Annotated in this window: 17 protein-coding genes; 12 read left to right on the top strand and 5 right to left on the bottom strand. The window is 67.2% G+C overall.

Translation table 11 applies throughout. The features are described 5' to 3' along the window. Positions 1–10 precede the first annotated feature (10 nt). From KBX07_RS03855 to KBX07_RS03830, 6 genes are read left to right on the top strand one after another with little or no spacing between them, the layout of a single operon-like run. Positions 11–628, top strand: a complete 618-nt coding sequence (locus tag KBX07_RS03855) for a histidine phosphatase family protein (RefSeq protein WP_256023079.1) — start codon at positions 11–13, stop codon at positions 626–628. Beyond that, positions 629–1,204, top strand: coding sequence for a TlpA disulfide reductase family protein (locus KBX07_RS03850; RefSeq protein WP_256023078.1), 576 nt, complete (start codon positions 629–631; stop codon positions 1,202–1,204). It begins immediately after the preceding gene. Next, entirely contained in the window at positions 1,205–1,987 is a 783-nt protein-coding gene (locus KBX07_RS03845) for a cytochrome c biogenesis CcdA family protein (RefSeq protein ID WP_256023076.1), read from the top strand. Then, positions 1,984–3,675, top strand: a complete 1,692-nt coding sequence (locus KBX07_RS03840) for a cytochrome c biogenesis protein ResB (protein ID WP_256023075.1) — start codon at positions 1,984–1,986, stop codon at positions 3,673–3,675. Before KBX07_RS03845 ends, KBX07_RS03840 begins: the two co-directional genes overlap by 4 nt. Before the next feature lie 50 nt (positions 3,676–3,725). Continuing rightward, positions 3,726–4,757 carry a c-type cytochrome biogenesis protein CcsB gene (ccsB, locus tag KBX07_RS03835; protein ID WP_256023073.1) on the top strand — a complete coding sequence of 344 codons (1,032 nt, stop codon included), beginning with the start codon at positions 3,726–3,728 and terminating at the stop codon, positions 4,755–4,757. Between the two features lie 58 nt (positions 4,758–4,815). Then, a complete protein-coding gene (locus KBX07_RS03830) occupies positions 4,816–5,070 on the top strand; it encodes a helix-turn-helix domain-containing protein (RefSeq protein ID WP_005286901.1) in 255 nt (84 codons plus the stop codon). Here the strand turns inward: KBX07_RS03830 and KBX07_RS03825 are convergent. Further along, complete coding sequence (locus KBX07_RS03825; protein WP_255994386.1) at positions 5,063–5,344, bottom strand: hypothetical protein; 282 nt, start codon at positions 5,342–5,344, stop codon at positions 5,063–5,065. The genes KBX07_RS03830 and KBX07_RS03825 overlap by 8 nt on opposite strands. 19 nt (positions 5,345–5,363) lie before the next feature. Here KBX07_RS03825 and KBX07_RS03820 point away from each other — a divergent pair, with 19 nt between their 5' ends. Next, a complete protein-coding gene (locus KBX07_RS03820; protein ID WP_255994387.1) occupies positions 5,364–5,669 on the top strand; it encodes a DUF4229 domain-containing protein in 306 nt (101 codons plus the stop codon). Here KBX07_RS03820 and KBX07_RS03815 read toward each other — a convergent pair. Both KBX07_RS03815 and KBX07_RS03810 read right to left on the bottom strand, forming a co-directional pair. Next, the gene (locus KBX07_RS03815) at positions 5,666–6,607 is read right to left on the bottom strand and encodes an AEC family transporter (RefSeq protein ID WP_256023072.1); all 942 of its coding nucleotides are present in this window, start codon (positions 6,605–6,607) and stop codon (positions 5,666–5,668) included. The two genes, KBX07_RS03820 and KBX07_RS03815, sit on opposite strands and share 4 nt — an antisense overlap. A gap of 2 nt (positions 6,608–6,609) precedes the next feature. Beyond that, positions 6,610–7,554 (bottom strand): 1,4-dihydroxy-2-naphthoate polyprenyltransferase, encoded by a 945-nt coding sequence (locus tag KBX07_RS03810; RefSeq protein WP_370687265.1) that lies wholly within the window; start codon positions 7,552–7,554, stop codon positions 6,610–6,612. Positions 7,555–7,601: 47 nt separating this feature from the next. Here KBX07_RS03810 and KBX07_RS03805 point away from each other — a divergent pair, with 47 nt between their 5' ends. Next, entirely contained in the window at positions 7,602–8,468 is an 867-nt protein-coding gene (locus KBX07_RS03805) for a glycosyltransferase (RefSeq protein WP_256023070.1), read from the top strand. A 14-nt stretch (positions 8,469–8,482) separates the two neighbouring features. Here KBX07_RS03805 and menE read toward each other — a convergent pair whose 3' ends face one another. Continuing rightward, positions 8,483–9,559 (bottom strand): o-succinylbenzoate--CoA ligase, encoded by a 1,077-nt coding sequence (gene menE, locus KBX07_RS03800; protein ID WP_305083360.1) that lies wholly within the window; start codon positions 9,557–9,559, stop codon positions 8,483–8,485. Between the two features lie 131 nt (positions 9,560–9,690). Between menE and KBX07_RS03795 the strand changes: the two genes are divergently transcribed. Genes KBX07_RS03795 through KBX07_RS03780 form a run of 4 tightly spaced genes read left to right on the top strand, consistent with a single transcriptional unit; the run spans position 9,691 to position 13,631 of the window. After that, a complete protein-coding gene (locus KBX07_RS03795) occupies positions 9,691–10,806 on the top strand; it encodes a sensor histidine kinase (RefSeq protein ID WP_256023067.1) in 1,116 nt (371 codons plus the stop codon). 1 nt (position 10,807) lies between these two features. Continuing rightward, on the top strand, positions 10,808–11,476 hold the full coding sequence (locus KBX07_RS03790) for a response regulator transcription factor (RefSeq protein WP_256023065.1): 669 nt from the start codon (positions 10,808–10,810) through the stop codon (positions 11,474–11,476). Between the two features lie 41 nt (positions 11,477–11,517). Then, a complete protein-coding gene (locus KBX07_RS03785; protein ID WP_256023064.1) occupies positions 11,518–12,213 on the top strand; it encodes an ATP-binding cassette domain-containing protein in 696 nt (231 codons plus the stop codon). After that, entirely contained in the window at positions 12,210–13,631 is a 1,422-nt protein-coding gene (locus KBX07_RS03780) for a hypothetical protein (RefSeq protein WP_256023062.1), read from the top strand. Before KBX07_RS03785 ends, KBX07_RS03780 begins: the two co-directional genes overlap by 4 nt. Here KBX07_RS03780 and KBX07_RS03775 read toward each other — a convergent pair. Further along, positions 13,628–14,548 carry a 1,4-dihydroxy-2-naphthoyl-CoA synthase gene (locus tag KBX07_RS03775; protein ID WP_255994395.1) on the bottom strand — a complete coding sequence of 307 codons (921 nt, stop codon included), beginning with the start codon at positions 14,546–14,548 and terminating at the stop codon, positions 13,628–13,630. The genes KBX07_RS03780 and KBX07_RS03775 overlap by 4 nt on opposite strands. Between the last annotated feature and the right edge of the window lie 5 nt (positions 14,549–14,553).

Genomic DNA, 14,553 nt, shown 5'->3' with positions numbered 1-14,553 from the left:
GGAGGCAGCCATGGCAGGGTCCAACGAAACCGTCGTGCATCTCGTGCGCCACGGTGAGGCGCACAACCCGAAAAAGCTCCTCTACGGCCGCCTGCCTGGTTTCCACTTGAGCTCGCGCGGGCAGTCGATGGCTGCGCGGACCGCCGTCAGCTTCAAAGGCCACGACGTCACGTACCTCGCCGCCTCGCCGCTCGAGCGGGCGCAGGAGACCGCCGCGCCAATCGCTGATGTCCTCGGCATGGGGATCCACACCGACGACGACCTGATCGAATCCGACAACGTCTTCGAGGGCTTGCGCACCAAAGGGCTGCGCTCCCAGCTGGTGCACCCTGTCCGGTGGCGCCACATGACCAACCCGTTTGAGCCGAGCTGGGGTGAACCGTACGACGAGATTCTGCAGCGGATGGAACGGGCCGTCGATAAGGCGCGCCGGCATGCGCAGGGCCATGAGGCGGTGCTCGTGTCGCACCAGCTGCCGATCGTTATGATGCAACGCTCCATCCAGGGCAAACGCCTGCCGCACAACCCCACGAAGCGCCAGTGCGAGCTGGCCAGCGTGACATCACTCATGTTCGACGGCGACCGGCTTGTCTCCTGGTCCTACGACGAACCCGCGAGGGGGATCTAGGTGCGCCGTTTCACCGCAGTCGTCATCGCTGCCGCCGTCGCGCTCACCGCATGCGCAGACACGGGTTCCGGCGATACGTTCGCGTTCCACTCGCCAGGCGGCCAGGTCGAAATACTTTACGACGAAGCCGACCGCGCCCCCTTGCCCACCTTCTCCGGCGAATCCCTTATGGAGCCGGGCGAGCAGATCTCTCTGGACGACTTCAAAGGGCAGATCGTCGTGCTGAACGCCTGGGGCCAATGGTGCGCGCCGTGCCGCGCGGAAGTCGACGACCTACAGGAAGTCCAAGACGCCCTGACCGAATCTGGTCAGGGCACCGTCCTGGGCATCAACGTGCGCGACCACCAGCCGGAGATCGCCCGCGACTTCGTCACGGATAACGGCGTGACGTACCCGTCCATTTATGACCCGCCGTTCCGCACCGCCGCGGCGCTCGGCGGCATCCCGACGTCAGTGATCCCCACCACCGTGATCCTGGACAAGCAGCACCGCCCTGCCGCCGTGTTCCTCCGCGAAGTCACGGCCGACGACATTCTGGAGGTCACCGACCGGCTCGCCACGGAAGGGGCCGACTAGATGGGGGGGACCTTCGCTTACTTCGCCGCGTCCGGCCCGCTGCTGCTGGGTATGCTCGCGGCGGCGGTGGCTGGTCTGGTGTCGTTCGCGTCGCCGTGCGTGATCCCGCTCGTGCCGGGCTACTTGTCGTACCTGACGGGCATTGTCGGCGGCGAGCTGGACTTCCGCGACGGTGAAGTGGCGGTGGGCAAGCGCCGCAAGTGGGCGGTGGTTGTTGCGGCGGGGTTGTTCATCCTCGGTTTCACGGTCGTGTTTCTGCTGGCCACAGTGACGGTCTTCGGAGCGATCAGCCTGATTGCGCTCAACGCGGACACTCTCATGCGTGTCGGCGGTGCGGTCACGATCGTGATGGGCCTGGTCTTCATGGGTGCCGTGCCCGCCCTCCAGCGCGACACCCGCATGCAGCCGAAGAAATGGGCGACGTGGCTGGGGGCGCCGCTGCTCGGCGGGGTGTTCGCGCTCGGCTGGACGCCGTGCTCGGGGCCGACGCTAGCCGCCGTGATCTCGGTGTCCGTCGGCACGGAGGGGTTCACGGCGGTGCGCGGGATCCTTCTCGTCGTCGCGTACTGCGTCGGCTTGGGGGTCCCGTTTCTGCTCGTGGCGCTCGGTTCCGCGCAGGCGGTGGAGGCGGTCGGTTTCTTGCGCCGCCACTCGCGTACCATCCAGATCATTGGCGGGGCCGCGATGGTGCTGGTGGGCATCCTGCTGCTCACCGGCGCGTGGAACGTTTTCATCAGCTGGACCCGCCAGTTCGTCGACGGCTTCGGCACCACTTTGCTATGACTTTTCTGAAACGTATTTGGCACTGGCTCACGAGTATGCGCACCGCGCTCGTGCTGCTGTTCTTGCTTGCGCTCGTCGCGGTGCCGGGCGCGCTTCTGCCGCAGCGCGAGGTCAGCCAGTCGCAGGTGGACGAGTACATTGCCGCTAACCCGACGATGGGACGCATCTACGACCGCCTTTCGCTTTTCGACGTTTTCTCCTCCCCAATCTTCGCCGCCCTGTTGACCCTGCTGATCATTTCGTTGATCGGCTGCATCATTCCGCGGTCGGTTGATCATTACCGGGCGTATAAGGCGAAGCCGACGCGTGCGCCGAAGTTTCTGCACCGGATGCCGTTGCACAGTGAAGCGGATGTCGATGCACCGCTCGAGGAGGTGGAGGCCCGCGCGCGCGAGGCGCTCGGCCGGTGGCGCGTGGCGGTGTACACGCCGGAGGAGGACCGTGCCGGGGCGCAGTCGTTGTCGGCGGAACGGGGTTACGCCCGTGAGCTGGCGAACTTGATTTTTCACGTCGCCATCGTCGCTGTGATCGCGGTGTTCGCGCTGGGGCGCATGCTTTTTTATGAGGGCCAGGTCATCGTGGTGACCAATTCAGAGTCGGAGTTCGCGGTGCCTGTCGAGCAGTCGCGGGAGTTCTGCAACACTTCGCCTGCGAACTTTGACACCTTCCGCGCCGGCCCGCTTTTCGACGGCACCGGCCTAACCCCTTTCTGCTTCATCTCCCACAACTTCACCGCTGACTACTTGCCCAACGGCCAGGCGGAGTCGTTCGCGTCGGACGTCTCGTTCGTGGACGCAACGGTGGACGGCGCGGATCTCGGCTCGCAGCCGCCGAGCTCGCCCGGTGAAGCGGGCACCGCGGGCGGCGGCTGGGAGGACTACACCCTGCGCGTGAACCACCCGTTGCGCATCGGCGGCGACCGCGTCTACCTGCAAGGCCACGGCTTCGCCCCGCAGATCACGGTGACGTGGCCGAACGGTGAGACCCGCACCCAGATGATTCAGTACCGCCCGTCGGACTTGACGTTCTTCCTGTCCAACGGCGTGATGCGGTTCGACCCGCCGGCCGGGATGTACCCGGACTTGTCGGACCGCCGCGCCAACCAGCTCGCCATCGAGGGCGTCTTCGCCCCGACTGCCGAGTGGACGGGCCCGAACGGCGACATGCTCCAGTCCGCTTTCCCGGCGATGAATGACCCGGCGGTCTCCCTCGACGTCTACGTCGGTGATGCTGGCCTGGACACCGGCCGGCCGCAGAACCTCTTCTCCCTCGACCAGGACCTCATTGCCAACGGTCAGTTGCAGCGCGTCGAGCGCATCCAGCTCGCCGCCGGCGAGGAGCAGAAGATCACGGCGAACGGCCAAGAGCTCACCGTGCGTCTCGACGGCGCCGCCGAGTACGCCAACTACCAAATCTCCCGCGACCCCACGCAGGTGTGGGCACTGGTCACCACGTCGTTGCTGCTGGCCAGCCTGATCGGTTCGTTGACCATCAAGCGCCGCCGCATCTGGGTGCGTCTCACTCCGAACGTGGACGGCACCACCCACGTTGACATGGCCGGCCTGGCGCGCACCGACCGCGCCGGCTGGGGTAATGAGTTCTATGACGTGGTGGATGAGGTGACGGCGCAAAGGGGCGCGGATAAGCAAGCGGACGACGCGCTCGACGACGGTGAAGAGTGGCACTGACCACCCCCGATGACCTTTGAGGAAAACCCCGTGTGGAGTAGGGTTGATCTATGCTGCCCGTCAACACCACACTCGCCGGTATTTCGGACTTGACCCTGCGCACCGCCTTCGCGGTGTACATCGTTTCCCTGGTTCTCGCGTGCATTCACTACATGCGTGCGCAGACCGTGATTGACATGCGCCGCGACAAACTCGCGCAGGCAGAGGCAACCGCGAACGAATTGGTCGCGGTCGGCGACGGCGGCTCTACCACGGTCACGCCGCGCTCCTCCGAGCTTGACGACGCCCCATTTGACCAGTCCGCCTTCGACACCGCCCGCGACCGTGCGCGTTCGATGGCGGGCATGGCGCAGTACCTGACCTGCGTCGGCATCATCTTCCACCTTGTGGCTGTGGTGACGCGTGGGCTCTCGGTGAGCCGTTTCCCGCTGGGCAACATGTATGAATACGTGCTCACTTTCACCGCGGTGTCCATGGTGGTCGCTGCTGTGATCATCCAGCGCAAGGGCTGGCACACGATGTGGCCGTGGGTGCTCACCCCGATCATCATCCTGCTGTTCCTCGACGCCACGGTGCTCTACGCTGAGGCTGCGCCGCTCGTTCCAGCCCTGCGCAGTTTCTGGTACCCGTTCCACGTTTCCGTGGTGTCCATCGGCGCGTCCATTGGCCTGATCTCCGGCATCTTCTCCATGCTCTACCTGCTGCGCATCCGCCACCCGCGCGGGGAAGAGACGGGTTTCTTCGGCGCGATCGCGAAGCCGCTGCCGAGCGCGAAGAAGCTGGACTCCTACGCCTACCGCACGGCGATCATCACGCTGCCGGTCTTCGGCATCGGCATCATGCTCGGCGCGATCTGGGGTGAGGTCGCATGGGGCCGCTTCTGGGGTTGGGACCCGAAGGAAACCGTCGCATTGATCACCTGGATTCTCTACGCCGCGTACCTCCACGCCCGCGCAACCGCCGGCTGGAAGAGCGTCAAGGCCGCCTGGATCAATGTGGCCGCGTTCGCGACAAGTGTGTTCAACCTGTTCTTCATCAACATGGTGGTTTCGGGGCTCCACTCCTACGCCGGGTTGAACTAGGGTAGATTGTGTTAACAATTTTGTTAGCACTCTACTGACCCCGCGAAGGAGCCCCCCGGTGCCCGCACCCCGCAACAAGCAAGGCAAGCCTGCCAGCGACATTCCGGTCCTGCTCGAGTTAGGTGCGGCGTTGGCGCAGCGCCGTCGTGATGCAGGGCGTCTGCAGCAGGAGGTCGCTACGGCGGCGGGGGTGTCGCGGTCGACGCTGCACACCATTGAGCACGGCGGTGCGGGTGTGCGTTGGGAGAAGGTTGTTGCGGTGGCGCAGGCGTTGGGTCTGTCGCTTGATTGGACGGAGCAGGCGGCTACGTAGGGTCGCTGGGGTCGTCGTCACGCGATTGGCGTTTTTTGCGGCGTTCCTCTTCTTCGCGGGCTTTGCGCTCCGCCTCCTCGCGTGCGCGCCGCTCTTTGAAGCGGTTCTTCTCGATGTTCCACAGGAACTCCTCGTCATCGTCCGGCCCTTTGATCGCCGGCGGCTGCTGTTTTTGGCGCAGCGGGCCGTAGCGGTCGTTGCTGCCGGGGCCGAACGCGCGCCACAGCAGCCACAGGGCCAGGATGACCAACACGATTAACAGGAGGCGTCCCATACCTCTAACATAGCTGGTTGTGACACAGCAGCCAGCTCTCGACCCCAACGCACGCAAGCGCGCAAACCGTGCCGCCCTGATCTACGGCGGGTTGCGGCTTGCGCTTTTCGTGGTTCTCACGGTGGTCATCCAGGCGCTGGCGTTGCTTATCGACGCCCCCGTCCCCCTCGTCATGTCCGCCCTCCTGGCGCTTATCGTCGCGTTCCCGTTGTCGATGCTGGTTTTCCCGCGCCAACGTGTCGAGGCCACAGAGGCGATGGCGGCCTGGAACGCGCAGCGTCGGGCCCGCAAGCAGTGGGTGAATGAGGAGCTCGCCGACCGCTAGGAAACGGCGCCGAAGATCAGCGCGATCACGGCCATGGCGGGCAGCGACGCGAAGGTCGTGATGAGCACCGTGTCGCGTGCCACTGTCTCCCCGGCACGGTAGTTCGCGGTGTAGTTGTAGACGTTCTGGGCTGTGGGGAGGGAAGACAGGATGATGGCGGCGTAGAGGGCGTCGCTGTGAAGCCCCATGAGTGCGCCGACACCCCACGCGATGGCCGGCATGACCGCCAGTTTGAGCGCGGATGCCGTGATGGTGGCCGGCTTGTCCGGGCCGGGCTCGAGGACGGAGCTGCCCTTCAGCGAGGCGCCGAAACTCATCAGGATCATTGGGATGGATGCCCCGCCGAGGATCTCCAGCGGCGCCATCACCGGGTCGGGGACCGTCCAGCCGCTGGCAGACACGATCAGGCCGAGCAGCGGCGCGACCACCACCGGGGCAGTGATGCCGGCTGTGACGGCGCTACCGACGGCTCGTGCGCGGGAGCCCCCGGCAGTCGGGTCGGCGGCGAGGCCGGCGATGACGATGGGGGAGATGATCACCATCTGCATGAGCAGCACCGGCGGGACGTAGGCGGCGTCGCCAATGACGTAGATGGCGATCGGCAGGCCAATGTTGACCGAGTTGAAGTAGCTCGCGCTCGCCGCGCCGGACATGCGCGTGGCCACGTCCGCCCGGAAGAATGCTCGGGAGATGACCCAGAAGATCGCCATGGTGACCACGGTGGCGATGAACACGACCACCACGACAGGGGAGAGGAAGGTGGATGTGTCGGAGGTGGCAACCGTGGTGAACAGCAGTGACGGCGACGCCACCCAGTAGGCGACCCGGTTGAACATGAGCCGCTGGTCGCCGTCGCCGATGACGCCGCGTTGGGCCAGCACGTAGCCCGCCCCGATGACGACGAAGATGATGGCGAAGCCGGTGAGAACGTCGAGCACAACTACATCCCTGGCGCGGGCAGGTGGCGGCTGTAGCCGAAGTCGCCGTAGGGAATGGTCTCGCCCAGGTGCCACATCGGGGAGGCGGCGATGAGCGCGCCGGCGGTGATGAGCGCCCAGATGAGCATTGCGCGGCCGTTCGCGCCGAGCACGGGGATGAGCTGGGGGCCCTGCGCGCCACGCTTGACGACGAGCACCGCCCCGATCGCCCACGGCAACGCCGCCAACGCCAGCAGCGTCGGCGGCCAGGCCGCGCCGAGCAGCAGGGTGATGGCGAAGGGGGTGAGGGTGAGGATGGTGAAGAGGGTGCGGGCGTGGGCGTCGCCAAGCTTGACGGCGAGCGTGACCTTGCCGGCCGCCGTGTCTGAGGGGATGTCGCGGATGTTGTTGGCCAGGTTGATCGCCGCGGAGATGGCGCCGACGGCGACGGCGCAGCCGAGGCCGACCCAGGAGATGGAACCGATCTGGGTGTACTGGGTGCCCAGGACGGCGACGAGGCCGAAGAAGACGAAGACGGCGACCTCGCCAAGCCCGCGGTAGCCGTAGGGGTTTTCACCGCCGGTGTAGAACCACGCCGCGAGGATGCACAGCGCACCGACGAGGATTAGCCACGGCGCCGTCCACGCCGCCAGAATCAGCCCGGCGACACCGGCAACGCCGAAGGCGATGAACGCGGCGAGCTTCACCTGCTCCGGCCGTGCGCGGCCCGAGGCGGTCAGGCGGGTGGGGCCGGTGCGGTCGTCGTCAGTGCCGCGGATGCCGTCGGAGTAGTCGTTGGCGTAGTTGACCCCGACGATCAGCCCCATCGACACGATCAGGGCGAGCAGGGCGGCCGGCAGTGACGGGATGAATTCGTACGCCGCGGCGCCCGTTCCGACGACGACCGGAGCGACCGCGTTGAACCAGGTGTGCGGGCGCGCCGCGTCCCACCAATCCTTGAAGCTCATGAGCTTCATCATAGGTCGGTGGCGAAGCTCGGCTAAAGTATCGCTTCATGTGGATCGACTACGCCGTCCGCCAGGTGCTGCACACCGCGGGGACGCTCGCCCGCCAGCCTGGCCTGAGCTTGGCCACGCATGCGGCGCACTTGTCGTTCCCGCAGGACGGCGACACTGTCATCTCGTTGACCACGTACGGCCGACGCTTATCGACGGCGGTGTACTGCATCTCCTCCCTCCTCACCGGCACCCACCGTCTCCCCGTGTACCTTTGGCTCGACGAGGAGGACTATTACCGCCCTTGGCCGAAGGCGCTGGCCCGGTTGAAGGAGCGTGGCCTGCAGGTGCGGTGTTCTGACGGCCATTACGGCCCGCACACGAAGTACTACGGCGCGTTCCAGGAGTTCCAGGGTACGGGCACGCGGGTAATCACGGTGGATGATGACATGATGTATCCGCGGTGGTTCGTCGATAAGCTGTTGAACTCGGCGGGTGCGAGCCCGGGCTGCATTGTGGCGTACCGCGCGCACACGATCGCGCTGGACGCGGACGGCATGGCCCCGTACAAGGAGTGGAGCGCGACGTACACGACGGAACCGTCCGCGCGGCACTTCGCCACGGGGGTCTCCGGCGTGCTGTATCCAGCGTCGATGGTGGACTATGTCGCCGCGCACGGCACGGAATTCACGGACAAGGCCCCGCTCGCCGACGATGTCTGGCTCAACAACCTGGCCCTTCGCTCCGGCCACCTCGTCCGGCAGGTCTACCCGCACCCGCGCGAGTTCTCGATGATTCCGTTCTCGCAGAAGGGCGCGCTGGTGCGCCGCAACCACTGGCGCGGCGGCAACGACGTGCAAATCGCCGACACCTACACCCGCGAAGACGTGGAGCAGCTGCTCGCCGCTGCGCCGGTCGAGTCCTAGCGCGGCGTTGACGGTTAGGCGAACAGTTCGCGCACGGCGGTGCGGTCCGGCTTGCCGGGGCCCGTTGTGGGCAGGGTGCGCACGTGGCGCACATCTTTGGGCACCTGCCAGCGGGGCAGGTCGTCGAAAGCCTCCATCAGGTCGGCGACCTCCGCTGAGCCGGCGTAGGCGGCGCAGACGCGGTTGCCCAAGCGCACGTCCGGCACCCCCACCACGCACGCAGCAGTCACGCCGTCGACGCCGAGCATGAACGACTCGACCACTTCGGGGTGCAGCTTCAACCCGCCCGTATCGATGATGGTGTCCAGACGCCCGGTGGCGGTCAGGCGGCCGTCGATAAGCTCGCCGGCGTCGGAGGTGGCAAACCAGCCCGGCTCTGCGAACGCTGCATGATCGGGCACGTTGCGGTAGCCGTGGGCGATGGTGGGGCCGCCGAGGTGGATGCGGCCGTCGATAAGCGTGATCTGCGTGCCGGGGAGCGGGCGACCGTCGTAGACGCAGCCGCCGGACGTCTCTGATGACCCGTACGTGGTGACCACGCGGATGCGCAACTTGCCCGCAGCCTCAAGAATTTTCGGGTGAATGGCGCCACCGCCGACGAGCACAGCGCTGTAGAGGCGCAGCGCCTCGATACCCGCGAGCGTGCTCATCGCCTTGTCCAGCTGCATCGGCGTCATCGCGGTGTACATGCGCTCGCCGGTGTCGGCGAGATCGTGGGTGCGCGCGGCGAATTCGCTGATGTGGAAGCCGCTCGAGAGGTCGACGAACTCTGGCTCCACACCCGCGACCATGCTGCGGACCAGGACCTGCAGCCCCGCGATGTGGTGGGCCGGCATGGCCAGCAGCCACTGGCCGGGCCCGCCGAGCGCCTGGTGCGTCGCATCCGCGCTGGAGATGAGGTTCGCCGCCGTGAGCTGCGCGCCCTTTGGCACACCGGTCGAACCGGACGTGGCCACGACGACGGCGATCTCGTCTGCGATCGACTGGCCCGCGCGCATCGTCGTGCGCAGCTGGTCCGCTCGCCGCGGGTCGTCCTTGGGGACGGGCAGCACCGCGCACTGGCCGCTGATCGCGGCCTCCAGGTCAGGCATGATCGCCAGCGGGTCGGCGAGGTCGACGGGCAGCAGTTCGAGGATGTGGGGCACGCTGGCAAGCTTACGGGGGTCAGTCTCCTCCCACGGGAGGAGGTCGCAGCGTGGGCGGAGCGGATACGCTGAGCAGGATGCGTGTGAAAAACGGTGATCTCGTGGTGGCAGCGCTGGCAGCCGTGCTGGCGATCATGCACACGGGAGTGCTGTTCTCCGATTGGGCCGGCGCTGCCGATTGGGCGCAGGCGGTGTTGTCGTGGGGGTTCGTCGGCGCGCTCGCTGTGTGGCGCTCCCACCCGCGGTGGTCCGCTGGGCTCATGGTGGGGCTCAACGCCGCGTGGTCTGCGCTGTGGATCCTCGCACCGGTCAACATCGGCTACACGCTGTGGGTCGTGCTGGTCCCGCTGGGTGTGTTCACGGCGCGGCGGTGGTGTTCGACACCGTTCAGCCGCGGGGTGTCGGCGGCCGCGTTGGTGTGGTCGTTCGTCTCGCCGTTCATGTGGACGTGGGGGGAGGATTTCATCCTGTATTACCGGATGCCGGTGGACGCGGTGATCTCGTTGGCGCTGCATTGGGCGGCAATAGCTGTGGCGTTCTTGTTCGCGAAGAACCTGGTGGCGGAGCAGGCGGCCAGGGCGAATGAGGCGCGGATGCGCGAGCAGCTGCTTGTCACCGCCCGCGATGAGGAGCGGCGCGAGACCGCCCGCGAGATTCACGACGTGCTGGGCCACACCCTCACCCTCATCAAGGTGCAGGCGAACGCGGGGTTGGCCGGCGGAAACGAGCGCGAGGCGCTGGAGACGATCCAGGCGGTGGCCGGCGACGCGCTGGCCGACATCCGGGGGCTGGTGCGGGAGCTGCGGGAGGAGAACGCGGGGCTGCAGCCCGCGCCGGGGCTGCGCGATATCCCGGAGCTGGTCGAGCGCTTCCGCGACGCGGGGGTGACCGTGACGCTCGATCTCAGCGAGGTCTCGGTGCCGGCGGTGACGGGGTTGGCAGCGCACCGGATTGTTGCGGAGTCGGTCACCAACGCGGCGAAGCACCAGGTGGATCCCATTGTTCGCGTGACGGTGGAGCCGGCCGAGGGCGGTGTGGCGGTCGCTGTCGTCTCCACGGGGCGCCGCGCGCCGCAGCCGGGCGCGGGTGCCGGGATTGAGGGGATGCGTGAGCGTGCGCGCGCCACCGGCGGGACCCTCGACGTCACGTACGACGGGGACACGGTCACAGTCAACGCGCGGCTGGGGGTGTGACATGCGCCTGCTGCTTGCCGACGATCAACCCCTCCTCCTCTCCGCCCTCGCCACCATCCTGAATTCCCAGCCGGACATCGACGTGGTCTGCACTGCCACGAATGGGCAAGAAGCGGTGGACGCGGTGGACAGGGTGCAACAGGCTGGCGCGGGTGGGATCGATATCGCGGTGCTGGACATTCGCATGCCGGTCATGGACGGCATTACCGCGGCGAAGAAAATCATGCCGCTCGGACCGAAAGTGATCATGCTGACCACGTTCAACGACGACGAGCTCGTCCAAGCCGCCATCACCGCCGGCGTGCACGGCTTTCTGCTCAAGGATGCTGACCCGGACGTGCTTGCCGATGCCGTTCGCGCCGTCCACCGGGGAGAATCCGTGTTGGCGAGTGGGGTGACGGGGGCGGTGCTGGAGTGGGTGCGTGGGGGCGTCGATAAGCGGAATGCGTTGAGCGACTACGAGCGGCAGGCGCTGTCCATGCTCACCGCGCGCGAGGTGGAAGTGCTCGCCGAGATCGCCGCCGGGGCGACGAACGCGGAGATCTCGCAGCGGCTGTTCATCGCGCCGACGACCGTGAAAACGCACGTCAAAAACCTGCTGGCCAAGCTGGGTGCGCGGGACCGCGTCGCGCTCGTGCTGCTGGCGCACCGCGCTGGGATTTCCTCCTGAGGGAGGATCACACGCGCCGGGCCGCGCGCCACAATGACCGCATGACTCACCTCGGATGTAGCGATGTTTCCGTGTCGTTCGGCGCACAGCGCGTCCTGGACGGCGTGACCCTGACCACCCAGCCCGGGCGCGTGCACGCGCTGCTCGGACCCAACGGTGCCGGTAAATCCACCCTCATGTCCGTCATGCTCGGGCTGATCGAACCGGACGTTGGTGCCGTCACTCTCATGGGGCAGCCGTTCGACCGGACGCTGCTGCGCAACGTCGGCGCGTCGATCAATGACCCTGCCTTCTACGGTCACTTGAGCGCGCGCAATAACCTCCGCGTGCACACGACGCTGCTCGGTCTGCCGGACTCGGAAGCGGACCGGGTGCTCGAGCTTGTCGGTCTTGCGGGGGCGGGGAAGAAGCGTGCGTCGGCGTTCTCCACCGGCATGAAAGGCCGCCTTGCGCTTGCCCAGGCACTGCTCGGCGAACCGCCGGTGCTTGTGCTTGACGAGCCGCAAAACGGCCTCGACCCCGAAGGCATCGCCCACCTACGCACCTACCTGCGCGCCTACGCGCGTTCCGGGCGGACAGTGCTGGTCAGCTCCCACCAGCTCGGCGAAGTCCTCCACCTTGCCGACAACGCCACCGTCATCGCCGGCGGCACCGTCCGCTTCGCCGGTGAACTGCGCGAGCTGGGCCCGAACCTGGAGGAGTCCTTCTTCCACCTGACCCGCGGAGTCGCGCAATGACAACGGCGAGGTACTTTCGCGCCGAGGCGATCCGGTCGCGCGGGTCGGTCCTGTGGTGGCTCGCCCTGTCGGGCCTGTTGCTCGGGGGCGTGCTGACGCTGTTCGGGTTTGCCGGCGCTATTCAGGCCGCAACAGACCTGTTGAGCTGGCAGGCGTTATTGGTCACGGGGATGGCCGCACCGCTGGCCGCATTGTTTGCCGGCACAGCGGAGAACCGCGAGCGCGACGCTCGAAATGGCGGCACCGCGTGGCGGCCTGTCTCACCTCTGGCGACCCGCGCCGCGCGCCTGGCGTTCGTGTGGGCTGCCCTCGGCGTGTTCTTCCTGCTGGACTTCGGTGTCACGGCTGCGGTCGCTTCTCTGCTCGGTCTTGACCGGGCGGGTGTGGTGCTGCTCGTCGGGTTCTTCGTGTGGATCGGTGCGCTCGGCCCGGCGGGGCTGGCAGCGGGGTTGACGCGGCGCGTCGGCCTGCTGCCCACGCTCGTTGTAGCGGTGGTGTGGCAGATCGGGCTCGGCTACTTCGTCGAGCGCGACTGGTGGTGGCTCAATCCGGGCGCGTGGCCGCTACGCCTTGTCTTGCCGACGATGGGGCTGCAGTTCAACGCGCTTCCTCTCGAACCGGACTCGCCGATGCACGGCGAGGCACCGTGGGCGGCGCTCGCTCTGTGCCTACTGCTCGCGGCGGTGGGGGCTGTGTGCGCAGTTCTCATTCCTGTCCGCCGCGCACGGCCCCGGAAGAAGACGGTGCACGCAGTCAGCACTCCGATCGAGGCTGCGGGACCTGCCGTCGCGCGCCCGGCGAAGCCCGGCTCGGCTCTCATCGGCGTTCACCGGGCGGCGGCGACGCCAGCCGTCTACGCATGCCTCGCGCTCACGGGGCTGGTGATGCTTGCCGCGGTGCGCTACTCCCCGGATGTCCGCCAGGGAGTGTTCACGTTCCTCATCCTCCCGGTCGGCACGGGCGTGCTGCCTGCGCTGGTCTGGCCGCGGCTGCATCCTGCGTGGGCGCTCATGCAGATCGAGCATCCGCGCGTGCGAAGCGCGCTGTGCACCTGGTGCGTGGCGGTCGTCGCGCTGGTTGCGCTTCTTGCGGTGCTCACCGGCACGCCAGCCGGCGGCGGTGTGCTCGCGCTTCTCGTCGGCACGGCGATGGTGCTGTTCGCCCTGTTCGTCACGGCCCGGTTCGGGGTGGCGTGGACGCTCGCACTGACGATCGTGTGGACCATCTTCGGTGTCACCATCGGCGGGGACGTGCTTGCCGAGACGCCACTGTGGATCCTTGCCCCGCAGGCATGGCCGTACACCGCGACGACGCCGGTGCGGTATGCCGCCGCGGCGGTTCTCGGCGTAGCGCTCGCGGCGAGCAGCTGGGTCGCGGCCCGGTGGCGGCTCACCGGCAACCGCTCGGCGCGGCGCTAGTAGTAGAAGGGGAAGTCTTCCCAGTTCGGTGGGCGCTTTTGTAGGAAGGAGTCGCGGCCTTCCACGGCTTCGTCGGTCATGTAGGCCAGGCGGGTGGCTTCGCCGGCGAAGACCTGTTGGCCCATGAGGCCGTCGTCAAGCAAATTGAATGCGAACTTGAGCATCCGCTGTGCTTGGGGCGACTTGCCATTGATTTCGCGGGCGACCTGGATGGCGTCGTCTTCGAGCGAACCGTGTGGCGACACGATGTTGACTGCGCCCATGCGGTGCATGTCCTCAGCGGAGTACTCCCTGCCGAGGAAGAAGATCTCGCGCGCGAATTTCTGCCCGACCTGTTTTGCCAGGTAGGCGGAGCCGTATCCGCCGTCGAAGGAGCCCACGTCGGCATCGGTCTGTTTGAAGCGGGCTTCCTCGCGCGAGGCGATGGTCATGTCGCACACAACGTGCAGCGAGTGCCCGCCGCCGGCTGCCCAGCCGCCCACCACCGCGATGACCACTTTCGGCATCGTGCGGATGAGGCGCTGGACCTCGAGAATGTGCAACCGCCCGCCCTCGGCCTTGACGCGCGCGGTGTCCACCTGGTTGTCGTCGTCGCCGTACTGGTAGCCGCTGCGGCCGCGGATGCGCTGGTCGCCGCCGGAGCAGAACGCCCAGCCGCCGTCCTTCGGCGACGGTCCGTTGCCGGTGAGCAACACCACTCCTACGGAAGGGTCGCGGCGCGCGTGGTCGAGTGCGCGGTACAGCTCGTCGACAGTGTGCGGACGGAACGCATTGCGTACCTCGGGGCGGTTGAACGCGATGCGGACGATGCCGTTTTCGCGGCCTTCGCCCACGTGGCGGTGGTAGGTGATGTCGGTGAACTCCCCGACGCTGCGCCACTGCGACGGGTCGAAGGGTTGGTCTGTGGTGTAGGCCATGGCGC

The sequence above is a fragment of the Corynebacterium sp. CCUG 70398 genome (genome assembly GCF_024454055.1).
In the GTDB taxonomy this organism is placed as follows: domain Bacteria; phylum Actinomycetota; class Actinomycetes; order Mycobacteriales; family Mycobacteriaceae; genus Corynebacterium; species Corynebacterium genitalium.
This window is presented reverse-complemented; position numbering and strand designations above follow the sequence as displayed.